The organism is Colwellia polaris (assembly GCF_002104515.1).
GTDB lineage: Bacteria > Pseudomonadota > Gammaproteobacteria > Enterobacterales > Alteromonadaceae > Cognaticolwellia > Cognaticolwellia polaris.
Window position 1 is genome coordinate 15,174 of sequence record NZ_NBOE01000010.1, and the last position, 23,497, is coordinate 38,670.

At 35.7% G+C, this 23,497-nt stretch carries 22 protein-coding genes; 8 read left to right on the forward strand and 14 right to left on the reverse strand.

Annotation, left to right across the window (positions count from 1 at the left end; all coding sequences use genetic code 11):
- Positions 1 to 138 precede the first annotated feature (138 nt).
- Together B6A32_RS14425 and B6A32_RS14430 are read right to left on the reverse strand one after the other, a co-directional pair.
- Positions 139 to 1,407, reverse strand: coding sequence for a glutamate-5-semialdehyde dehydrogenase (locus tag B6A32_RS14425; protein WP_085305314.1), 1,269 nt, complete (start codon positions 1,405 to 1,407; stop codon positions 139 to 141).
- Between the two features lie 241 nt (positions 1,408 to 1,648).
- Positions 1,649 to 2,407 carry a pyrroline-5-carboxylate reductase family protein gene (locus tag B6A32_RS14430; protein ID WP_085305315.1) on the reverse strand — a complete coding sequence of 253 codons (759 nt, stop codon included), beginning with the start codon at positions 2,405 to 2,407 and terminating at the stop codon, positions 1,649 to 1,651.
- A gap of 391 nt (positions 2,408 to 2,798) precedes the next feature.
- On the opposite strand from B6A32_RS14430, the gene proB reads away from it, so the two are divergent.
- On the forward strand, positions 2,799 to 3,977 hold the full coding sequence (gene proB / locus B6A32_RS14435; protein WP_085305317.1) for a glutamate 5-kinase: 1,179 nt from the start codon (positions 2,799 to 2,801) through the stop codon (positions 3,975 to 3,977).
- A 237-nt stretch (positions 3,978 to 4,214) separates the two neighbouring features.
- On the opposite strand, the gene B6A32_RS14440 is transcribed toward proB, so the two are convergent.
- On the reverse strand, positions 4,215 to 5,009 hold the full coding sequence (locus B6A32_RS14440) for an ion transporter (protein WP_085305319.1): 795 nt from the start codon (positions 5,007 to 5,009) through the stop codon (positions 4,215 to 4,217).
- Between the two features lie 311 nt (positions 5,010 to 5,320).
- Between B6A32_RS14440 and B6A32_RS14445 the strand changes: the two genes are divergently transcribed.
- Entirely contained in the window at positions 5,321 to 8,197 is a 2,877-nt protein-coding gene (locus B6A32_RS14445; RefSeq protein ID WP_085305321.1) for a response regulator, read from the forward strand.
- A 574-nt stretch (positions 8,198 to 8,771) separates the two neighbouring features.
- Entirely contained in the window at positions 8,772 to 11,630 is a 2,859-nt protein-coding gene (locus tag B6A32_RS14450; protein WP_085305323.1) for a response regulator, read from the forward strand.
- A gap of 22 nt (positions 11,631 to 11,652) precedes the next feature.
- Here the strand turns inward: B6A32_RS14450 and B6A32_RS19470 are convergent, their stop codons facing one another.
- The 4 genes from B6A32_RS19470 to B6A32_RS14470 all read right to left on the reverse strand — a co-directional run bounded on the left by B6A32_RS19470 (position 11,653) and on the right by B6A32_RS14470 (position 13,561).
- Positions 11,653 to 11,859 carry a helix-turn-helix transcriptional regulator gene (locus tag B6A32_RS19470; protein WP_408607673.1) on the reverse strand — a complete coding sequence of 69 codons (207 nt, stop codon included), beginning with the start codon at positions 11,857 to 11,859 and terminating at the stop codon, positions 11,653 to 11,655.
- A gap of 1 nt (position 11,860) precedes the next feature.
- Entirely contained in the window at positions 11,861 to 12,319 is a 459-nt protein-coding gene (locus tag B6A32_RS14460; protein ID WP_085305327.1) for a hypothetical protein, read from the reverse strand.
- 276 nt (positions 12,320 to 12,595) lie between these two features.
- Positions 12,596 to 12,916, reverse strand: a complete 321-nt coding sequence (locus tag B6A32_RS14465) for a DUF962 domain-containing protein (RefSeq protein WP_085305329.1) — start codon at positions 12,914 to 12,916, stop codon at positions 12,596 to 12,598.
- 9 nt (positions 12,917 to 12,925) lie between these two features.
- Positions 12,926 to 13,561: a LysE family translocator gene (locus tag B6A32_RS14470; protein ID WP_085305331.1), complete on the reverse strand. Its 636-nt coding sequence runs from the start codon at positions 13,559 to 13,561 to the stop codon at positions 12,926 to 12,928.
- A 353-nt stretch (positions 13,562 to 13,914) separates the two neighbouring features.
- Here B6A32_RS14470 and B6A32_RS14475 point away from each other — a divergent pair, with 353 nt between their 5' ends.
- The 4 genes from B6A32_RS14475 (at position 13,915) to B6A32_RS14490 (ending at position 16,016) form a co-directional block, all read left to right on the forward strand.
- Positions 13,915 to 14,106 (forward strand): DUF3185 family protein, encoded by a 192-nt coding sequence (locus B6A32_RS14475; protein ID WP_085305333.1) that lies wholly within the window; start codon positions 13,915 to 13,917, stop codon positions 14,104 to 14,106.
- Positions 14,107 to 14,145: 39 nt separating this feature from the next.
- Positions 14,146 to 14,499, forward strand: a complete 354-nt coding sequence (locus B6A32_RS14480) for a DUF4870 family protein (protein ID WP_085305335.1) — start codon at positions 14,146 to 14,148, stop codon at positions 14,497 to 14,499.
- A gap of 435 nt (positions 14,500 to 14,934) precedes the next feature.
- The gene (gene rhlP, locus B6A32_RS14485) at positions 14,935 to 15,807 is read left to right on the forward strand and encodes a rhombotarget lipoprotein (RefSeq protein ID WP_085305337.1); all 873 of its coding nucleotides are present in this window, start codon (positions 14,935 to 14,937) and stop codon (positions 15,805 to 15,807) included.
- Positions 15,804 to 16,016, forward strand: coding sequence for a hypothetical protein (locus B6A32_RS14490; RefSeq protein WP_085305339.1), 213 nt, complete (start codon positions 15,804 to 15,806; stop codon positions 16,014 to 16,016). Before rhlP ends, B6A32_RS14490 begins: the two co-directional genes overlap by 4 nt.
- Positions 16,017 to 16,295: 279 nt before the next feature.
- Here B6A32_RS14490 and secF read toward each other — a convergent pair whose 3' ends face one another.
- The 3 genes from secF to B6A32_RS14505 all read right to left on the reverse strand — a co-directional run bounded on the left by secF (position 16,296) and on the right by B6A32_RS14505 (position 19,750).
- Positions 16,296 to 17,216 (reverse strand): protein translocase subunit SecF, encoded by a 921-nt coding sequence (secF, locus tag B6A32_RS14495; RefSeq protein WP_085305341.1) that lies wholly within the window; start codon positions 17,214 to 17,216, stop codon positions 16,296 to 16,298.
- Positions 17,213 to 19,162 (reverse strand): protein translocase subunit SecD, encoded by a 1,950-nt coding sequence (secD, locus tag B6A32_RS14500; protein WP_085305343.1) that lies wholly within the window; start codon positions 19,160 to 19,162, stop codon positions 17,213 to 17,215. The genes secF and secD overlap by 4 nt, the downstream gene beginning before the upstream one ends.
- Positions 19,163 to 19,330: 168 nt before the next feature.
- Positions 19,331 to 19,750, reverse strand: a complete 420-nt coding sequence (locus B6A32_RS14505; protein ID WP_085305345.1) for a hypothetical protein — start codon at positions 19,748 to 19,750, stop codon at positions 19,331 to 19,333.
- 241 nt (positions 19,751 to 19,991) lie between these two features.
- Here B6A32_RS14505 and B6A32_RS14510 point away from each other — a divergent pair, with 241 nt between their 5' ends.
- Positions 19,992 to 20,585 carry an HD domain-containing protein gene (locus tag B6A32_RS14510; protein ID WP_085305347.1) on the forward strand — a complete coding sequence of 198 codons (594 nt, stop codon included), beginning with the start codon at positions 19,992 to 19,994 and terminating at the stop codon, positions 20,583 to 20,585.
- Between the two features lie 551 nt (positions 20,586 to 21,136).
- On the opposite strand, the gene B6A32_RS14520 is transcribed toward B6A32_RS14510, so the two are convergent.
- The 4 genes from B6A32_RS14520 to B6A32_RS14535 form a co-directional block, all read right to left on the reverse strand.
- Positions 21,137 to 21,637 carry a hypothetical protein gene (locus B6A32_RS14520; protein WP_085305351.1) on the reverse strand — a complete coding sequence of 167 codons (501 nt, stop codon included), beginning with the start codon at positions 21,635 to 21,637 and terminating at the stop codon, positions 21,137 to 21,139.
- Between the two features lie 106 nt (positions 21,638 to 21,743).
- The gene (locus B6A32_RS14525; RefSeq protein ID WP_085305353.1) at positions 21,744 to 22,463 is read right to left on the reverse strand and encodes a sterol desaturase family protein; all 720 of its coding nucleotides are present in this window, start codon (positions 22,461 to 22,463) and stop codon (positions 21,744 to 21,746) included.
- 123 nt (positions 22,464 to 22,586) lie between these two features.
- Positions 22,587 to 22,979 carry a hypothetical protein gene (locus tag B6A32_RS14530; protein WP_085305355.1) on the reverse strand — a complete coding sequence of 131 codons (393 nt, stop codon included), beginning with the start codon at positions 22,977 to 22,979 and terminating at the stop codon, positions 22,587 to 22,589.
- Positions 22,980 to 23,095: 116 nt separating this feature from the next.
- Positions 23,096 to 23,395, reverse strand: a complete 300-nt coding sequence (locus B6A32_RS14535; RefSeq protein ID WP_085305357.1) for a hypothetical protein — start codon at positions 23,393 to 23,395, stop codon at positions 23,096 to 23,098.
- Positions 23,396 to 23,497 lie beyond the last annotated feature (102 nt).

Sequence of the window (23,497 nt, forward strand, 5' to 3'; positions counted from 1 at the left end):
AAAACGTTTATGGTAAACCCATTTTACGTTTTCTGTTTATAGTGTTGAGCAAAGCCAATACCCATTTAGTTAATTTATTGTGCTACTTGTATTTTACCTATTAAAGCGAATAGCTAATTAATCAACGTGATATAAACATTAAGGACGAATTTGTCCTTGACCAGCTACGCGATATTTAAAAATTGTTAATTGTTCTAAACCAACAGGTCCACGGGCATGTATTTTTCCTGTAGCAATACCTATTTCGGCGCCCATGCCAAACTCACCGCCATCAGCGAACTGGGTTGATGCATTATGCATAACAATAGCTGAATCAACGGCGCGCATAAATACTTCTGCGACGTCTTGGTTTTCTGTGATGATGGCATCAGTATGTTTTGATGAATGTTCATCAATAAAGTTTAATGCTTCTTCTAATCCTGAAACAACTTTGACAGATATAATGGCATCAAGGTACTCAGTACCCCAATCAGCATCGTTAGCTGCATTTATTCTATTGTCACAAGCTTGTGCTGTTTTATCACCTCTAATTTCGCAACCTAAGAGAGTGTCAACAAGTTGAGGCAGAAATTCATTTGCTATTGCTTGGTCCACGACAAGGCTTTCAGTTGCCCCACAAACTCCAGTTCTGCGCAGTTTAGCATTATTAACCACGCTCAAAGCTTTGGTTAAATCAGCATCTTTATCAATGTAAATGTGATTATTACCATCTAAGTGCAGTAATGTTGGAACTTGGGCTTCATTTCTGACTAACTCAACAAGGCCACGACCACCACGAGGAATCACTAAATCCACATATTTAGCACAACGTAATAAAGCAGCAACGGCTGAACGGTCATCAGTATCAACAAGTTGTATACATGTTGCAGGCAAATTAGCAGCACGTAGACCTGTAGCCATGCAATCAACAATAATGCGAGTTGAGTTCAGGCTTTCAGAGCCGCCACGTAAAATAACACTATTGCCAGACTTTAAGCACAAAGCGCCTGCATCGGCACCGACATTTGGACGTGATTCATAGATCATACCAATAACACCTATAGGTGTTGATACGCGAGATATTTTAAGTCCGTTTGGACGATCAAATTCAGCTAATGAACGGCCAACAGGATCAGGTAGCTTTGCAATATCTTCAAGAGCAACAGCCATAGCTTCAACTCTTTCAGGCGTGAGTTTTAATCGGTCAATAAAAGAGTCTGCTTTTCCCGCTTGCTTAACACTGAGTACATCAAGTGCATTTGCTTCAAGTAAAGCAGGGGTATTTTGGCGCAGGGCATCAGCTGCTACGGTTAATGCTTGATTCTTTTGTTCAGTGCTTGCACTGGCCAGCGCCTTTGCTGCTGCTTTAGCTTGTTTGCCAAGGGTGTTGATCATAGTTTCAATATCGTTCACTGTACTGTCTGACATAAAATTTCCTGTTTCTTTTCGATTACTTGTAAACTGTTTAGTAAAATTCAATGTGTTTGAATTGAGTCAATTTTTGATTGATTATTAATAACATTTATACTTTAAAATTGTTAAAAGCAATATTAAAAATTCAGTTTATTTAAAATAACAATATGGCTTTTTAGCATACTGTTGAGAATGTTCTATTAATGGCTGTTGATTAAAAACGTGACTAAAACAACGTATAATAACGTGTTAATCATTACCTCAAAGTTATTGCGCGTTCGTAGGCCGACAACACTGTCGAATCAAGTAAGCTTTCTAATGTTGAGCTTTTCATTAAGGTATCTAGACCTGCTTGAGTAGCGCCATTTTTACTGGTAACTTTACTTTTACTTTCTATGGCTAGCTCAATTGAACCGCCCAGTGTGTTGAGCACCAAAGCTTTAGCTGCTTTAGGAGAAAAAACCAAGTTAATCGCTGAGTTAATCCAGCAACGGGCAATTTCGAAAGTGTAGCCTGGGCCACTTCTGGCAACGGCCGTTACTCTATCAAGTTCATCTTCGTTATCAGTAATATGTGTATAACCTACCGCATCTGTTAATTGTTTTGCGATGGTTAACTGAGCATCACTGCAGATTGCATTAGCGTATATTCCACTAACACCACGGCCAATTTGTGCCGGTAAACTCGGCATTACGCGCACAATAGCACGTTCGCCGATGAGCTTTACTAATGAAGTAACCGAGTAGCCAGCAGCAATAGAAATTACACAGGCATTACTTTTGAGATAAGCTTGATAAGCAGGTAGTAAGTGCGCTATTAATTGTGGCTTAATGGCAATAACAACAAAATCGAAACGTTGGCCAGAAAGTTCTTCAAGGGTTTGTGTAACTTTAACACCAGCAGGTGCTTTAACTAATGAAGGATTAATGATGGTGATATTTTGATCTGTAGAGGTTGCCCAGCGAGACAGTAAAGCACTGCCCATTTTCCCACAACCAATCATAAGTAAAGACATAAATCTCCTATTGTTTTAGCTCACTTTCAAAGTGCTATAAATAGCTTTGAAGCACTGAATGTAAACTTTATTGAAAGCTTAAAGCTCAAATTTTCATGAGACAATTTTAAGTTCAATTGAAAAAAAAGGGTGATTAGTATATGATCTCCAAACTCATTTGTCGATTGTTGTCAATTAATAACGTTTATTTTCAACATTTTTAGATCTTTTTTTCTTATTTAACGTGGAAAGTACCAGTAAACTTTTAAAGTGTTAAGAAAATTACTGAGCGATAATCGAGTTAGAGAAAGTTTCCAGAGAATAATTGTAGCTCCTTTAGCAACAAGCCTTATTAGATGATGTTATTGCCGGTGCAGTTATTTATTTTAATTAATCAAAGTACGGAGTCATTTTGCCCACATTAGAACAACCAAAATCAGAAAGTAAACCACGAAACAAACCTCGCATAGTTATTAAAGTCGGCTCTAGCCTGCTAGCAAATGTCAAAAATTTAACCCCTAGCTTTGCTTTTATGCATGGCTTACTCAGCGATATTGCTAATCTTCGCGACCAAGGCTATGAAGTTGTATTGACTTCATCAGGCTCTGTAGCTTTAGGGCTAAATACCATTGGCAGCACAATTGAAAACGCAAGTGTTCAAGATAAGCAAGCGGCCGCTGCTTGCGGACAACCTATTTTAATGCACGCATACAAGCAAATAGCATTAGAGTATGGTTTTGATATTGCACAAGTTTTAGTTACCCTAGATGATCTGGAAAACAGACGTCGATTCCTTAATGTTAAAAACACGGTTCATCGTTTAATCAAACAAGGTGTAATGCCAATTGTTAATGAAAACGATACCGTAACCACCGAAGAAATTCGTGTTGGCGACAACGACCGATTAGCCGCTAAAGTAGCGCAAATGATCGGCGCTGAACAATTATTTATCCTGACTTGTATTGATGGTGTTTATGACCGCGACCCTTCTGAAGAGGGGGCTATTTTCGTAGACTCTATTGAAGATGTAAGTAGTTATATGGAAGCTGCTAGCGGCACAAGTTCTTTAGGAACTGGCGGTATGCTTACAAAATTACAAGCGGCAAACATGGCGCAAAATGCTGGTTGTACTACTATTATTGCCCGAGGAACCATGGAAGCACCTGTAACAGGCGTATTAAATGGTGATCGTAAACACACTAAGTGTATTGCACACTCATCACCTTCTTCTGCCTGGAATATTTGGTTAACTGATCGCCTTCAAATGGCAGGTAGCTTAGTCATAAAGCAAGAAGTAGCAGACGCATTGTTTGGTGGCGATGACGGGTTTTATTGTCATGATGTAGTTTCAATTCATGGCAATTTTGAACGTGCTGATGTCCTTCATGTCTATGACGAAAAAGGTGAAGAAGTCGCTCGCGGTTTATGTAATTTTTCATCAGATGAAACTGCAATTATTTCAAGCCGTCCAGATGAAACAGTAAAGACCATACTTGGATATACGGCATCACAGCGTTTGATCAATAGTGAAAATCTAGTTGTTTTAGGTGATCATCATCTTTCTTGGGATGAACCCATACAAAGTGAATAATTGATCACGCTGATTTAAAAATATTTGTTAGGGCCGCTGTTGACTTGATTAATAGCGGCCTTAATTTTATGCTTCTAACCTTTACGTATCTAAATTAAAAGTCTGTAAAATACAGTTCGCAATAACTCCACTGTAGTGGCTTTTCTTGGTGTTTTATTAATTACTAGAGCTGAACTAATAATACTTAAGGTCTTTATAAGTGCAACTTACATCATTTGTTGTACTAATGAAACGCGGCTATTTAGCTTTATCGTTAAGTTGTATAACAAGGCTCTTGAGTTCAGAAATTTCTTGTTTTAGCTCGCCTAAAGTTGGCTCAGTTTTCTTTTTCTCTCTTGAGCGTTCTTCTTCCATAACGTTCACAACAATACCGATAACCATATTTAAAAATGCAAATGCGGTGAAAAAGATGAAGGTCATATAATATATCCAACTATAAGGATATACCTCCATTGTTTCATATTGAATATCGGTCCAATCCTCAAAGGTCATCACCCTAAAAAGTGTTAACATAGATATTGCTATATCGCCCCATAACTTTGGATTAATCGCATTAAATAAGAAGCTGCCGATAGCGGCATAGATGTAGAAAATAATAAACATAAGCAGCAAAACATAACCTAATTGTGGCATGGCTTTTATCAATGAATTTATTAATATTCTCAGCTCCGGCACTACAGATACCATACGTAATACGCGAAATACTCGCACTAGCCTTGCGAGTAAGGCCATTTCAGAATCATTAATGGGTATAAGGCTTATTACTACCACTAGCGTATCGAAGACATTCCATGCTGACTTAAAAAAATGTTTTTTGTTTTCTTCTGTTAGAAAGCGTAAAGATATTTCAAATAAGAAAAACAGTGTGATGAATGTATCTAGCACTGATGTTACAGAGACAGCAGTATTGGAAAGCGGGAAGGTTTTTGCGCCAATTTCAAGAGCAGAAATTATGATCACACAGATCACCGATAACTCGAAAATCTTATTGTTTCTTAACTTAGTAAAAGTCGTTTTAATATTTTGATACATTGAGGTAATTAAATTAAATTCGTTACAAATAGCTTAGGGGTCGGATTATATGCTTTTTGTCGTCGTTTTAGCTAAGATTTTAATAAAATTTTTAGTAACAACTTATGAAAAATGTTAAGACTACATTTTTTTACAACTTGTGCCATTAAGCTAATTTATGATCGAAATAGCCATAGCGTTGTTTGTACAATTTTAAAATGCTATAAATGACTTATAAAAATAAATTTATCAATTGAAATAATAGATTACAGTTAATAGCTAAAAAAATAACGATATTGATAATAAAAAAATTGCATTTTAAGGTGTTATGAATGGCTGTACCTCACCGAACATTTTTATTCTACTTGCTTATTATACTTTCTAACTTCTTAATTAATAATTCTGCACAAAGTCAAAGTAAACACTCATTTCAATACTTAGGTAAAAATTTAGGTCAGCAATTGTTAGTCATTGAGGCATTGGAAGACCAAAATAAAGCCTTGAATCTAATTACAGTGCTTTGTGAAGATGAAAGGCTATCAACATTAGAAAAACTTTCTGCCTTAGCCAGTAAAGGGAGAATTCTGCATAAATTAGGTCAACTTGAAAACGCGATTAAAGTAGCGCAACAAGAACAACAATTAGCAAACCAATTTGAGTTAACTCGAATAGAAGCCGATGCCTATAAAAGAGTGGGTGTTTATGCTTATTATAATGGCAAAAATCAGTTGGCACTTCTCTCTTATCAGCAAGCTCTTAATTATTACCTCACCCTCGATGAACCTATTGCTCAAGCAAATTTATACAATAATATCGCTTTAGTTTATGGCCGAACTTCTCAACCTCAACGTGAATTGGCTATTTACCAAAAAATTCAACCTATTTATCAAAAATATGGCAGTAAGAAAGATAACATCGATGTGCTAAGTAATATTGCTAATTTGCACTTACGCTTAAAACGGTTTGATACTTCAATACCTATGTATTATGACATTATTGAAAAGCTGTCAGAAACGTCAGATAAAGTCGCCATTGCCAAAGCTTATAGTGATTTAGGTTCGTCTTATAAAAATGCCGGAGACTATCAACAAGCTGAACATTACATGATATTAGCATTAAGTCTTCATCGGAAAAATAAAGATGACTATAACGCCGCATCAACATTACATAATTTAGCCGAGTTAAATAATTTTCTTCATAATATTGAGCAAGCGATAAATTACGCACAAGAAAGTATTACGCTTGCGCTTGCTCAAGGTCATAGCCTTGCTTATGTTGGTGCTAAATATAGTTTAGCTATCGCTTATTTTTATCAAGGGAAATATGAGTTAGCATTAAAGCACATTGAAGAATCTACTAAGGTAATCGAAACAATAGATTACAAAGAGCAACTTAAATTTAACTTGTCGTTGCAAGCGCTTATTTATGCTGCACAGAATAAAAGTTTTGAGGCGGTTGCCAGCCACCGAGCATTTTTACAAACACAACTTGAATTAGAAAATAAGCAACTTAACACCCAGTTAGCACTTTTTGATTCTGAACAACTTAAGCAACAAGTTGCGCAATTAAAACAACAAAAATTATTACAGCAATTTGAAGTTGAAGGGGCGTTTCAATCACGTATGATTATTATCATTCTTGTTATAGCGAGCTCGGTTATAGCATTTTTGGTAGCAAGACGTGGAATAGAAAATCGTTCGAAAATTGCTTTAGAGTCAAAAGTTAAATTGCGTACGACTGAACTTGAATATTTAATGCAAGAATTGCAAAGCGCCAATAATATTAAAAGCCAATTTTTAGCGAATATGAGCCATGAAATAAGAACCCCGTTAACCACGGTTATTGGTCAAGCTGAAGCAATAATAAATGGCGATGTTGAAGAAGCTTATATCAGTAAAGAAGTGGAGATAATCCTCGGAAATAGTTTACATTTATTAGAACTCACCAATAATATTCTCGACTTAAGCAAAATTGAAGCGAACAAAATTGAGCTTGAAATACAAAATCAAAACTTGCATGACATATTACAAGAGTTGGCCAATATGTTTTGTTTGCAGGCGAAATCTAAAGGCTTAACATTTGACATTGTTCATCGCTTACCAGAGCCATTTTTTATCGATATTGACAGTGTTCGTGTTAAACAAATTTTAATTAATCTTTGTGCCAATGCCATTAAATTTACACCCAAAGGGCATGTTGAATTAAATATAAGTCAAACGGCAACACATTTGATGTTTAAAATTACCGACAGTGGTATTGGGATGAGTAGCTCACAATTACAGCACTTATTTGAAAGCTTTACTCAAGGCGATAGTAGCATTAACCGTCGTTTTGGCGGCTCAGGGCTAGGCTTATGTTTATCTGATCAATTAGCTAAAATTATGGGGGGGGAAATTGAAGTAGAAAGTGAGCTAAATCAAGGCAGTGTTTTTGCTTTTAGTCTACCTTGTAAAAATAAATTTAATGAGCAACTTATTGAGAACAAAATATCGGTAATTGACACTTATGTTAATACCGATATTAGCACTGTAGTATCGCCGAAAAATCTAACAGGCACCATATTACTTGCTGACGATCACAATGATAACCGCCGACTCATAGCAAGGCTACTAGCTTCTATAGGACTAGATGTAATTACCGCTCGAAATGGACATGAAACAATTACGTTATTTAAACAGCATAATCCAACTTTAGTACTAATGGACATACAAATGCCTGAAATGGATGGAATTGAGGCGTTTAAAGTTTTACGTCAACAAGGCTTTCAAACTCCTGTGATTGCACTAACTGCTAATGCTATGTCTCATGAAATAGAACACTATTTATCATTAGGTTTTGACGATCATTTATCAAAACCCATTGAACGAGATGTGTTTATAAACACAGTTGCAAAGTATTACGATGGTAGTATTACGTTGGAAATAGCGAATGAAGGTTTCAATAGTGTTGATATGACCGATTTAGCTGAAGAGTTTAAATCGAATTTAGTATTAGAGCAGCAAGATTTAATACTACATATAAACAATCAAAACTTTGAGAAGCTTTCAAAACTATCGCATCGTATTGCTGGCGCAGCACAAATGTTTGGTTTTGCTGAACTTTCTCAATATGCTATTAAACTAGAAGCTGCGATTAAAAATAATAAGAGCGTAGAAGTTAATGAATATACTCAAAAACTACTTAACGAAATAGACCAAGTATTATGGTAATTATTTAACCTGAACTCTGGATAATGAGTGCTTGAAACTCAAGTGAACCAAAAGCTTAGGTAATAAAGTAAATGCTATAGCCAGGTGAACATCACGAATAGATATCATCAATGCTTCATTTTATGCCATTTCCAAGGCAAAACGTTTATGAATAGCGCGCTATTTATCGACGTTTTAACGCAGAAAATGGATTAAAAGGGAACATTGAGCAAGTGCTGCTTATCCAGAGTTCAGGTTATTTAACAATATGTGAATTGTTTAACCAGGGGGAAGTACATATTTAAAGCATTTAGAAATTAAAAACGTGCGAGCGTATTTATTTGTATACGCCACATGCATTAATTATTTTTTATAAAAATTATTAATGCGTCTTATAAATAATGTTGAGAATACCTCTGAAAACCCTAGAACAAGCGTTTAGCCATTGAGCTAAATAAATAACATTGAACCTAACACGGTATCATTGTGAATATATCAATGCCAGTTTCGTACAGCATTGTTAGTAGAAACGTAAAGTGATATAACTTACAGATAGTTAAATTATAATAAAAATAAAGTATTTAAGGTGTCATAGATGACGATTTCCAATAGTAGGGTGTTAACTACTGCATTATTTTTATTTGTTACTTTTTTCGTCAGCTTTACAGCACATAGCCAAAATAAAAATTCACTTCCTGATAGAGAAAACAACTTCAATCAACGGCTACTAGCGATTGAAAACATGAAGGATAATAATGAAGCTTTACAGTTAATTACCACGCTAAGCGAAGATAATTCATTACCGATACTCAATAAACTGGCTGTATTAGCAACTAAAAGCAGAGTGCTACAGCAACTAGGTCAACTAGAAAATGCCATCACTGTTGCTCAAAAAGAACAAGAGCTAGCTAAAAAGTTTCACTTTAACCGACTCGAAGCTGACGCCTATAAAAGGGTAGGAGTTTATGCCTATTATAAGGGGAATAATGAGCTAGCTTTAAGCGCTTATCAACAAGCACTAAATTATTACCTAACCATTAATGAACCTATTGCCCAAGCCAATTTATACAATAATATAGCCTTAGTACATGCCGTTACTAGTGAATTTGAAAGTGCGTTACTTAGCTACCAAAAAGCTGAGAAAATATATCAGGTATATGGTAGTGAAGCCGATAAAATCGATGTTAAATTTAATATTGCCGGTTTTCATTTAGAATTAAAACGTTACGATATTGCTATATCTATGTACCTCGATGTAATAGAAAGACGAACAGAAATTGGCGATTTTCAAGGCCTTGTGATGGCCTATTGTGACTTAGGTACTTCTTATCGCTATAAAGGAGATTTTGTAAAAGCAGAGTACTACTTGCTCTTGTCGCTAAATTCTTCACGAAAAAACAAAGACGACTTTTATCTTGCTACAGTCTTACATAATTTAGCTGAATTGCACAATGCTCTTCAAAATTCCGACAAAGCAATGGCTTATGCAAAAGAGGGAATTAAACTCAGTATTGAACAAGGGCATGACAATGCTTATGCAGGCACATTATATAGCCTAGCTAAAGCTAACTTTTATCAAGGAAATTATGAATCTGCACTTACGTTAGTAGAGCAGTCAAACGAGGTTGCTGAAAAGCGACAAATCAAAGACCAAATACAATATAACCTTTCGTTAAAAGCACTAATATACGCAGCGCTTCATCAAAATTATAAAGCAGTATCTAGCCAGTATGACTTTTTGAAAGCACAATTTGAATTGTCTAATAGTGAACTTAACTCCAAATTAGCCTTATTTAACTCTAAGCAGCTAAAGCAACAGGTGCAACAACTAAAGCAGCAAAAGCGCTTACAAGAGCTTGAAATGGAACGAGCATCACAGGCTCGAACTATTATTATTATTGCCATTGTTGCCACACTATTAATAAGTTTTTTAATAACCCACCGTATTATTGAGCGTCGTTCTAAAAGCGCGCTTGAAACAAAAGTTAAACAACGTACCACCGAGCTTGAATATTTGATGCAAGAGTTGCAAAACGCCAATAATATTAAAAGCCAGTTTTTAGCGAATATGAGTCATGAAATAAGAACCCCGTTGACCACAGTTATTGGACAAGCTGAAGCTATTATTGATGGCGATGTTGAAGAGGAGTTTATCGGTAAAGAGGTGGAAATAATTCTTGGTAACAGCCTACATTTATTGGAACTTACCAACAATATTCTCGATTTAAGTAAAATTGAAGCGAACAAAATAGAACTTGAAATACAAAGGCAAAACTTACATAACATTTTGCAAGAGCTCGCTAATATGTTTTCTTTGCAAGCTAAGTCTAAAGGCTTAACATTCGATATTGTACATTGCTTACCTCAGCCATTTTTAATCGATATTGATGGTTTTCGGGTCAAACAAATTTTGATCAATCTATGTGCTAATGCCATTAAATTTACGCCTAAAGGGCATGTGGAATTAAAAATAAGCCAGAGTGAAACGCATTTAATGTTTAAAATTACCGACAGTGGCATCGGCATGAGTAGCTCACAGCTACAACACTTATTCGAAAGCTTTACTCAAGGCGACAGTAGCATTAATCGACGTTTTGGTGGCACAGGCCTAGGTTTATGTTTATCTGATCAATTAGCCAAAATTATGGGGGGAGAAATTGAAGTAGAGAGTGAGTTAAACCAAGGCAGTGTTTTTGTTTTTAGCTTACCTTGTAATGCAAGTATCAGTGAACATTGTAGCGAAGAAAAAATATCATCGAACCAAATAGCTAAAGATAAACTTGAGCTACAATTGCAAGGTACCATACTTTTGGCAGAAGACCACAACGACAATCGTCGGCTTATTGCTCGTTTGCTTGCCTCAATAGGGCTAGATGTTATAACCGCACGTAATGGTTATGAAGCTATTACACTATATCAGCAGCATCAACCATGCTTAGTACTAATGGATATTCAAATGCCAGAAATGGATGGTATTGAAGCGTTTAAAATTTTACGCCAGAAAGGTTATCAAACCCCGATTATTGCCTTAACAGCGAATGCAATGTCGCATGAAATAGCGCACTACTTATCATTAGGGTTTAATGGGCATTTGTCTAAGCCGATTGAACGAAATATATTTATCCCCACCATCGCAAAATACTATGACGGCAGTATCACACAAGAGCAAGCTAACGAAAGTTTTGATCAGGTTGATATGTCAGATCTAGTTAAAGAGTTTAAATCTAACCTAGTGTTAGAGCAGCAAGATCTTATTCTGCATATTAACAATAATGACAATGACAAGCTTTCAAAGTTATCGCATCGCATTGCCGGCGCCGCACAAATGTTTGGTTTTGCTGACTTATCTAAATATGCTATTGGCCTAGAGTCGGCGATTAAGAATAACGATAGTGATGGCATTAACAAGCACACCCAAGAGTTACTTAATGAGATAGACAAAGTGCTGTGGTAATAGCCGCTATATTTACAAGACTTTATTTATACTGAAATACTGTATCTAAAGGCTCCTGAAAAAACTCGGCTATTTTAAACGCCACTTCTAAAGACGGTGAGTATTTATCTTTTTCTATGGCAACAATTGTTTGTCTAGAAACCCCCACTACATCGGCCAACATTTGTTGGGTCATTTCATCGTTATTAAATCGCAAGCGTCTAATATTATTGGTTATTTTTTTCGACACCTTAAAAGCCTTTTCGGTAATAAAATACTTGTGTGGCAAACTTTGAAATCTCGGCAATAAGCGCACCAATAATGATAATATTGATGATGACATACTCATTGGGTAGATTAATTAGTGCTTCTATATGATGGCTCATAAAAGGAAAAAGTAAGTGCACCACAGCAACAATGGTCGTAAAGCTTAAAATGTAATAAGCGTTATTAGCACCAAGAAGTGCTATTTTTTTATCTCGCTCATCTTCATCATAATTGGCATTTTTATTATCAATTATTGCTATCACTATATGATGTAAAATCTCTAAAACAACAGTCATTATTACAACACTTAACAAGGCTGACTGCATAATACTAATGGTTAAGTTTTGACTTTGAACTGAATGATAAATAGTTGAAAAGTAATTGAACCAAATATATATCGTGATGGCCAATGAGACCCAAATACTTCTTTCTTTGTATGACATAACCATTTCCCTTCCATAAATTATCGCCAGATAAAAATACTACCACGCTATAACTCCGCTTAAACGAGTACAAAATATTTGACATGATGTCATGTAATTTTGACTTTAGTTGAAGGTGGAATTTAAGTCAAATACTTTATACTTGATGTTAAAAATATTTGACTTGGCATGATGCGATAGTACTTAATGCTATGACAATAATTTTGATAAGAAAGATTTTACGAGATAATTACCTAGTGGGTACTTAGCTATTTAGCGCTAAACTCAAATAAAGTGCTAAAACTTGAGTTTACCTATAAGTAGATCTTTATACATAACCCAGTCGCCTATAAAGCTATAAACGGGGTAGGTAAATGTTGCGGGTTTATTCTTCTCGAAAAAGAAATGCCCAACCCAAGCAAAGCCATAACCCAATAAAGGTATTGTCCAAAGTAACACCCAAGAAGCACTTATAAATATATAGGCTAATGTTATTAGGATTAAACTAGAGCCAATAAAATGCAATAACCTACAGGTTGTATTTTGATGTTGGCTTAAATAAAAAGGGTAGAAAGACTTAAAATCACTATATTCTTTAGTTGTTGTATTGGTAGACATAATAATTCCCTAATGTATTTTGCTAGTAAGTACTTTTAAGCCTATTAATATCATAGCGCCGCCAAGTATGCGATCGATCCAATGACCTAAACGTTGAAATTTTTCATTAACACTAGGCCTAGACAATAAAACTACCACGGTAGAAAACCAAAGTAGTTGTAAAAACATCATCCACGCACCATAAATAACCAAATGTAATAATGGTAAATTAGGTGATAACACCACAGTAAATAATGCGACAAAATATATTGGCGCTTTCGGATTTAGTGCATTGCATAAAAAGCCTTTCGCTATCGCTTTGATACTTGAATGTTTTACAATTTTTTTCGTTGTTAATGAACTCTCAACCTTACTTTGAGGTTGAGCTCTTAAGCCTTGCACTCCTAAATAAAGTAAATAACAGCCACCAATTATTTTTATCACCCATAAAGCGGTTGCTGAACTGGCAATTACCGCGGCCAAGCCTAAAGCTGAGTAAATTATATGTACCGATAAGCCTAAGGCGATACCAATGCTGACCATAAAACCAGAGCGTTTGCCATTAGACAAGGTTTGTTGCGACACTAAAATGAAATCAGGCCCAGGAGATGCCGCAGCCAACAAATGAATGGAAGTGATCAGTATTAAACCTTGCATTAAATCCATAAATTTCCTTAACAGTTACTCATTGCTCAGCAATTTTAAATTGTTTGTTATTAACTTAAATCAATTCTGTAACTTTAAATAACTTAATAACAAGTGCTTATATATTTTTTTGTCAGTATATCAGCTAGTTAATGTACAGTGATTACATTACTTGTAAAGTCTATGTAATAAAAAACTACTGACAATGTTTTGAACATATCCAAGAAACTAAGTCATTGAAGTCATTATGTAAGCGCTGTATATTTACTTAAATAACTAAATGCTAATCGTACTGTTAACAATTGAAATTTCAGTTAATTATATTTTTAGCACAAAAATATTTGACTATAACTTTAAACAAGTTTGGAGCGAAAATGAATAATAAAATTATTGGTATAGTGCTAGTTGTTGTTGGTGTAGCTTTAGCACTGTGGGGCTATAACATTTATGATTCTGCAACCTCGCAAGTTACTCGGGTAGTAAGTGGCGATACGCCTATTGAAGCTTGGGGTGGAATGGTTGGTGGCGTTATTGCGCTTTTAATTGGCATTTCAAAACTAAAGTAAAGCTGACGAAAATAAAAACATCATAAAAGGGGAAAATAAATGAGTGAAGTTGTTATAAACGAGGGGCCTTCAACTGAGGGTACAGCTAAGATTGTATATATACTGTATATGGTAGGTATCTTTTTTGGTATCACAGGCATTATTGGTGTCGTTATGGCTTATATCAATAAAGATGATGCACCCGAATGGCTTAGAACACATTATCAATTTCAAATTAGAACATTCTGGATAGGAGCTTTGTATATTATTCTTGGTTCTATACTTTCTATTATTCTTGTTGGCTGGTTAGTGCTTTTATTTTGGGTTATTTGGCTTATTGTCAGGTGTGTAAAAGGCATGAAGTCATTAGATGCAAAAACTGCACATCCCGATCCCACGGGTTGGTTTTTCTAAAATTTAATCAATAGGGTAGGTGTATAAATAACCTGAACTCTGGATAAGCAGTACTTGCTCAATCCTCCCTTTTAAGCCATTACCTGCGTTAAAACGTTGATAAATAGCTCGCTATTCATCAACGTTTTGCCTTGGAAATGGCATAAAATGAAGCATTGATGGTGTAAATTAGTGATGTTCACCTTGCTATAGCATTTACTTTACCACCTAAGCTTTTGATTCACTTGAGTATCAAGCACTCATTATCCAGAGTTCAGGTTAAATACTCTATCTACCCTTTTTCTATCACCTACTATATTACCTTGTTATAAATTTTTGATTAAAAATGTAATACACCTAAAGGTTATATTTTAATTTTATATTAAGCTCGTTAGCGTGTTACGATAAATTATTAATAAGGGAAGTCGCTTATCAATTACAACAAAAGGAATATCGATGAAAGCTAAAATTTTGATCAGTATATTGAGTGTATTATGCATCACATCGTGTAGCGCTTTCTTGAGCAACAATACAGGTAAGAAAACTCAATCAAGTAGTTTAATGGACTTTCTTTACCCTAATCACGAGAGCAGGGCTGCACATAAGCCTGAAATTCCGGTGTTAACTTTACCCGTTAAAGTGGGTTTAGCTTTTGTGCCATCAAAAAATTGGCAACGAGATGGTATTCATAACAAAGATCAAATTGAACTACTCGAAAAAGTAAAAAAAACATTCCTTAAATATGATTACATCGATCGCATTGAAATTATCCCAAGCAGCTATTTAAATGGCGGAGAAGGTTTTACCACATTAGAGCAAGTTGGCCGCCTTTACGATGTTGATGTTATGGCACTAGTTTCATACGACCAAGTTACTCAATCGCTAGAGAATAATGCCGCTTTGTTATATTGGACTATTGTTGGCATGTACATAATTCCGGGTAATGAAAACTCAGTTCAAACGTTTGTTGATACTGCGGTTTTTGATATTAAAAGTAAAAAAATGCTTTTTAGAGCGCCAGGTTTAAACAAACTTGAAAAACGTACCACAGCAGTTGGCGTTGACGACACCTTAACGCAAAAGTCATTAGAAGGTTTTGGTTTAGCTGTTACCGATATGACCAGCAACTTAGAAGCTGAATTAGCAAACTTTAAAATCCGAGTAAAAGAAGAAAAAATTGCTAAAGTTGAGCACAGAGCAGGCTATAGTGGCGGGTCAATTAGTTATTACTTCATATTTTTACTCTTAATTTTTTGTACAAGAGTTTACTTTAGCCAAGCAAATAAAGTTCAGCAACACGGTACTTTACTAAGAAAAACCTTAAAATGAACGAACAGAATAAACCACTAAAGTCAGAAGATGAAACCGGTGTTAGTGCCGAAATAAATAAAGAAATAAAAGCAAAATGGCGCTATTGGCTTAACATTAAAAGCAAGAAAAAAAAAGCGTTGCTCATCTTAATATGTATAGCTTTGGTTGGCTTAAAAATTTTTACAACCGTGTTAACCTTTGATTGGTTAGCAAGCTTTTTTAACTAAGCTTGACTAAAAATAAGACTTAAGCTTCGATTAATTTCCCGTTATTTTAAGGTCGAGTTCATAGTCAGCTAAGCTAAAGTTTACTTAAGGTAATTCAACATACTTCAACTCATCTCAATTCAAAAAATGGGCGACTTCCACTTCTAATGAAGTCGTTATCCCATTTGGCAATAGTGCTTAACTGTTAGTGCTGATAAAAACCTCGATTACACCGCTGTGCTGCTAATAGCTTATAACTGACAGCTTAAAGCTTAAAGCTTAAAGCTTAAAGTTAATCACTTACGGTAAAGTACAAATTTCTTGTGCCTGTTTATGATAATGATCAGGGCTTAAACCTAAAAGCTGTGGAATAGTTGCCGACAAAGCAATTGAAGAATACGTACCGACTAATATTCCGCTAAACAATGCGATAGCAAAGCCTTGTAAAGACTCCCCAGCGAATAAACCTATGGCTAGAACAGTAGCTAGCGTTGTACCCGAAGTAATTAAAGTGCGCACTAAGGTTGATTTAATCGCTAAGTTAATTGTGGTATCAACATTACTGTTTTTGTTACGCATGATAATTTCTCTGACCTTATCGCCAACAATTATTGAGTCATTCAGCGAATAACCAATAATAGCCAATAAGCTCGCCAAAATGGTTAAATCAAAAGAGATTTCAAACCAAGCAAATATGCCCAATACCACCACTACGTCATGCATAAGTGCTACCACTGAGCCTGCCGCTAGTCGCCATTCAAACCTTAGCGATAAATACACCAAAATTACTATTGCCGCGGTCAGTAATGCTAAGCCACCTTGCTCGATTAATTCATCGCCAACTTGGCTACCAATATACATGGCATCTTGTGGGGTTATCGATAAGCCACTGCTTTGAGTAAACTCGGTTAACCAAGTACTATTTTGTTGCCCAGCATTATTGTCCGCTTGTCGCACACTCCAATGGGTGCCGTTGTCAGCAGACGATAATTGAAAATCTTCTGATAAGTAACTGCTTAGCTTTTGTTGCATCTCGGCTTGTTCAAACGATTGCTCGGTTGAAAACTCGGTTATATAACCGCCGGTAAAATCTAAACCAAGGTTTAAGCCTTTGGTAAATAATCCGACTAAAGAAATAACAATAAGTGCGGCGGCAAAATAAAAACTCGCAAAGCGAAGCTTACTGATAATAGATGTTGGTTTTACCTTGGTATTGTTCATGAATTAGCTCCTAAGTCGGTAAGTTGCTCTGTTTTACTTTTAGTTGTTTTTTTAGATTTGTTTTTAGTGTTTAGTTTTGTAGAAGATTGAGCTATTCGTGAAGCTTTAGTGTCGTCTTCTAGCGCAATACCCATAAGTTGTTTTTTATTATCTCGAATAACCATATTGGTTAATGCTTTTGCAACGAATACGCCGGTAAACATACTGGTGAGAATGCCTAAGCACAAAATAATGGCAAAGCCTTTTACCGGCCCATAACCTATGGTGTATAAAATAATGCCGGTGATCATAGTGGTAATGTTAGCGTCTAAAATAGTGGCAAAGGCACTTTTATATCCAACCTCAATCGCCGATAAAGTTTTACGTCCTCTTCTTAACTCTTCTTTAATACGCTCAAAAATAAGTACATTTGCATCAACCGCCATACCAACCGTAAGCACTAAACCTGCAATACCGGGTAAGGTTAAAACAGCGCCGGGTAATAAAGACATTAACCCTAATAAGCTGACTAAATTTAGCGCTAAAGCAACATTAGCAATAAGCCCTAAAGTGCGGTACCAAACGGCCATAAACAACAAGGTAAATGCAATACCTATACTGAGCGCTTTAACACCATTATCAATATTGTCAGCGCCTAGTGTTGCTTCAATATTACGTTGCATTACTATGGTTACGGGTGCATTTAATGAACCTGCTCGCAACAAAAGTGACAGTTCTTGCGCGGCTTGTGGACTCGACATGTTGGTGATACTAAATTGTGAACCTAAGTGCTGAGAAATATTGGCAACATTAATAATTTTACTTTTTTTAACAATCTCATTATTGCTGTCACGATGAAATTCAGAAAACAGCGTTACCATGGGCTTACCAATATTTTCTTTTGAAAAAGCCGACATTTTTTTACCGCCGACACTATCCAAGGTTAAATTTACCAGTGGCATACCCATTTCATCTTGTCCTGCGCGCGCATTTTTAATGCTACTGCCAGAAAAAACAACTTTGCTATTTAGGATGAACTTACGGCCGCTGCTATCGGCCATTTGTAAAACGCCAGCAGTATGTGAACCATCAGCAAGTTGATAAAAATCAAGTGTAGCGGTAGCACCAATAATACGTTTAGCTTCTTCAGGATCATGCACACCAGGTAGCTCAATGCGTATTCTATTTTTACCTTGTTGCTGGGTAATCGCTTCACTAATGCCTAGTTCTTCAATACGTCCACGCATAGTTTTCAAGGTTTGTTTCATGGTGGCTTGTCTAAAGCTTACTTGCTCTTGAGGCGAGTAAAATAATGATTTATGCGTATTACCAATATTTTTAACACTCAGCTCAGGCGACTGTTTGGTGATATCACTAAGCAGAGATTCAACTTTATTCTGCATAGAAATCGGAAAACTAAGTTCAATTGAGTTGTTATTCGTTTGAGTAAAATTAACGCCGCGTATACGTTTTTCTATACTTTGAGTCTTTAAGTCGTTACCAAGCCCTTTTAAGTGTTCGAACATTGCTCTGTCGGTATCAACATCTAAAACAAATAATACGCCGCCACTTAAATCTAAACCTAATTTTATTGGCTCCATTTTCATCGATTTAAACCAAGCTGGGGCATCACTTGTCGTACTGCTGCTTACGCTATATTTACCGTCTAGCGCTTTGCTTAAAAGTGCTTTAGCGGCTTGTTCATCTGATTTGTTTTTAAGGGTAATTACCGTGCCGGTGGCATTGGTAATTATCTGCTCTGAAGCTAAGTGGTTATTTAGCAAGAGCGTGTTTAATTGCTCTGGAGTCGTTTGCTCAATGTCGTTGCCACTGCTGATTAACTGAATGTTTGATTTTTCAGGGTACAAATTTGGTAATGCACTGACGATCATAAATATCAGCGTGATAAGTATGACAATGTTTCGCCAGCTAAAGCTTTTAATAGTTGATTTGTTGCGTGTGTTCATTTTGAAATCTCGTTATCTACACTTTTTTCAAACGTTAAGCTAAAAAACTAAACGCATGCGATAAGTGACTAAATACCATCAATGGCATTAGTAATTTAAAAGTAAAATTTTCGATTTGTGCTCAGCCAATAAAGCTAATGTTTAAGGCTTGTGCAGAAGATAAATGAACTAGCTGTGATAGGTTAATGTTGCAGTGTATAAAAAGTTACCGTCTTTCCAGCCGGAAATACGCGATGAACTTGCTTGATTATGCAGTTGTTCAAACCAACTAACTAATAAAGGTGGTGGGGCTAAACTCTTATATTCTCTAGCGCTGCTCTCGGTTTTAAAAAACTCGATAACCAAAACATAAATTGGCGCTGTTTGCGCTTCAACTGAAAAGGTAGCAGGGCTGAAGGTATTAATTCTAGGTAAATTAAACAAATGCTCTGGCTGATGCTCGTCTAAATTTACATTAACGTGTTGCTCATCTTGGGCAAGGTTGCTTTGTTGTATGCTATGTTTTTGAGCATATTCTGCGTTCGATAAAGCGCTAGCATTTTGTACTAGAAAAAATAACACCAAAGTTATTGTGATAAAACGCCACATATCGATAAGTTAAATTGCCATGAATAAGCCTAATATTAGGGCGTTAATTTTTTTTTCAAGCGGGCAGTAAGATATTTTAATAAAAATATATGCTTTGTATGCAAACTTAATGTAAAAGCCCACACAAACTTTACATTATAAAACAAACGCAATTGCATAATAAGGTTGCTGTTACAGTGAGTAGTCCCCATATCAATCATTGTGGTTATAAATACCGTAATGCTTTTAATTAGGAGTAATAATGCAAGATTTAGAGCAGCAATTAAATTTCATCTTAGAGTTAGACCGTCTCAAAGCCGTTTATCGACAAGTCACGGTAAAGTCTGATAATAACAGACGTGAAAACAGTGCTGAGCATAGTTGGCATATTGCATTAATGGCACAAACATTAAACGGTTATGCTGCAGAGCCGGTAAATGTTGCACGAGTGACTATTATGCTTCTTATTCATGACATCGTTGAGATTGATGCTGGTGACACATTTGCCTTTGCACAGCAGGCTGATCTTGATGCCCAAGAAGCGAAAGAGCTAGCGGCCGCAGAACGTATTTTTGGTTTATTGCCTGCAAAGCAATATCAAGAAATGTTAAACCTTTGGTTAGAGTTTGAAGCAGCAGAAACCAACGACGCAAAATTTGCTAAAGCCATGGACCGAGTTTTACCATTATTACAAAATATGAAAAATAACGGTGGCAGCTGGGCAAAACATAAAGTAAGTAAATCTGAAGTTATTGCCCGTAATAATTTATTAGATGGGCTAGCCCCAAAACTTTGGACTTATGTCTCTAAGCAAATTGATTTAGCCGTAGAAAACGGTTGGTTACGCGACGCATAAGCAGTTTAAACTTTAGCTTGGGAGCTTGTTTTTTTAAGGCAAGCATCTTTAGCTAAACTTCTGTTTCATTACTTAGCTAACCAGCTTTCGGGTAACCGGTAATAAAAGGTATATTTTAGCGCTTCTTTGCTTGTTATCTTGCCTAAGATACACAAAATAGACGTTGTAATACCTAGCACTAAAAATTGTCCAAGATAATAAAAAATAAAAATTGTGCTGATATAAGTCGACCAAAATAATATGTCGCTGAATTCTTTTAAATCAGTGACATAATAACCAAAAGACGAATCTAGCAGTATAGAAAAAGATTTAACAAACAATAAACCACCACAAACAATGCTTGTAACATTTAAAGTATCAGTTATAACTTTGAGCTTTTTTGAAAGCGATTTTCGTTCTCGCCTAATTATTCGAATGTACTCGAACATCGCCTTACTATATATCGTTGATATAACGATCCCTGAAATAACTTATTATTAATCATTTAGCTAAATTCGCATAGCAATAGCCATACTTTTTAGTTCTGTCTAATTTGCTAGCTCGTTGATTATTCAATCTTTACAATGCCCATAATATGTAAAGTCAACGGGTATAGCGATATCAGTAATTTCATTATAAGTGTATAATTCTGCCTTACACATATTGCCGCTTAAGCCTAAAACCCCAGAAACATTCATTTTATAGTACTGATTAATTTCCGGATTGAATGATGCGTAAATAGTACAATTATCCATGCCTGCCACCGACATAATCATGAAACTGTACTTGTTGCCAACTGAAAGCTTTACACCATCAGGGTTCAATTCAGAAATTAGTGGGTTGCTATCATCTAGTACAATTAATTTTGCAGCACTCTTCGAACCAAATGATTTACCGCATGTATCTTCTTCAGTGTGAACATTTATAAATGTAGAATATCCAAGAAAAGGAGCATCAAAGTTGCTAATTACTGTTAACTGCGCTGATGGTGTGTTTGTTGGCGGCTCAATATATGTTGGCAAACCTGCACACCCTGAAAGTAATAATGGTATTAATAAAAAACTAACTCTCATAATATCTCCTTTTAATAGTTATCATTGATGCTGAAGCTCTTTTAACAAAGCTTGTTAATATTCACCAAATTAATGATGATTTTTTAGTGGGTTTGAGTAACTTATTTTATTTTTTATGCACATCTTTATATACAAGCATATCAGCTAAACGCTCCTCTCTTTCTGGCGTAAAGCCACAAGAGTGCTTCCATTCTTTAGGGTTTTCATAAGTACCGAAAAGCATATCCCACCAGACAATATCGCCATAGTTGTTTTTATGACGACCTGTTTGATGATGTATTCTATGCATTTCAGGACGCTGAAAGATATAACCAATCCAACGAGGTGTTTTTACATTAGTGTGGTAAAAGAACTCACCAATAGCAGTAAAAAAAGTGTAAATTGCAGCAGCTTCTAGTGAAAGCCCAAGTAATGTATAAACCAATAAACTACCGAGTATTGAATTTACAATCATTTCGCCAGGATGCTTATAGAATGAAGTTATAACCTCTAACCTTCTCGGGCTATGGTGAATTTGGTGGAAACCAACCCATAATAAATCAAACTCATGACGCCATCTGTGCCACCAATAAAAAACAAATGTAGCAATAAAATAAGCTATAAATCCATCTAAAGCAGGAGGAACCGATTCCGATAAGTTAAAAACGGACCAAGATGCCAGCCATAACTCCCATGATACACCTGCCAATAATACAACACCTATTTGAACTGCATTAATTAATAACACACGAATAGGCCATGTTTTAATATGTGGTAAGGGCCAGCCAGGCATTATTCTTTCAAGAATAAAGCAAGCGCAAAAAATAAACATAATGGTTGGAAGCATCCGTACTCTCCTAAAAATATAGCATCTAATATAGCAGACTAAATAATGTTGGCTGATATTTGTTTGAAAACTAGGTGGAGCGAATTATGAGTAGTCTCGATTAATTTTCGGCATGTTAAAAACTCAATTAATGTTCAGTTCTACAAGCATAGCTTTGCCGCCAAAGCCGTGCTGATTGCACTTTGCACGTACGATAACTTTAGAGATGTTTGCGGGTATGTTTATATTACATTGGCTACGTGTAAAGGGCTGTTCATTAACATGGGGGTGATGAAGCTTGCGAGTGCCTAGTTGATTACCTTCTAGATCTATTATCTCCCAGCCATTTGCGTAATGCTCCCAACCTTCATCATTATGTATTACAGACGTTCCAAAGCACCAACTACCATTTGCTTCTTGGGTAGCCAAAACTTCCTTAACTTGTGCAAAGTCAGTAGATGTAGAATAGGTTTCTAGATCAAACTGTGTAGCTGAAACTGATGATGCAAAAATTGATAAAATTAATAGTAGTCTCATGTAAACTCCATTTTATATAATGATAGGTTAAGTGATAAGAGTTATTGGCTAAAATAACGTAAAGGCTCACTTCTTTTTAATTCTGTTTAATTATCGTTTAACCCTGTTTTAGCTTATTAAATTGTTACTTTATCTGAGCCTTGGTTTATTTTATGTTGCATATAAATCACATGAAAAATTGATGTTATATATGGATTTAACCAAAGCTTGTCACCTTTTTTAACTCCTGCAATCATATTCATATTCATATTCATATTCATACGATTACGTACCATTATTATCCAAGTTACATCAAAAACACTTGAGATCATATGAATACCAATCGAGCTTTTTAAAATAGTGAGGTCATGAAAATTAGCCAAACCGTAAATTAAGCTCCCTAATGAAATTATAAATAACGCAATACTGGTAGCCATAAATAGTGGAGATATTTTAAACGTTGTTAGATTATTTATTTGGTAAGAAAAACGGTAAAGTTTATATATTAAATAAGCCCCGATAGTAAGTACACAAAGTGC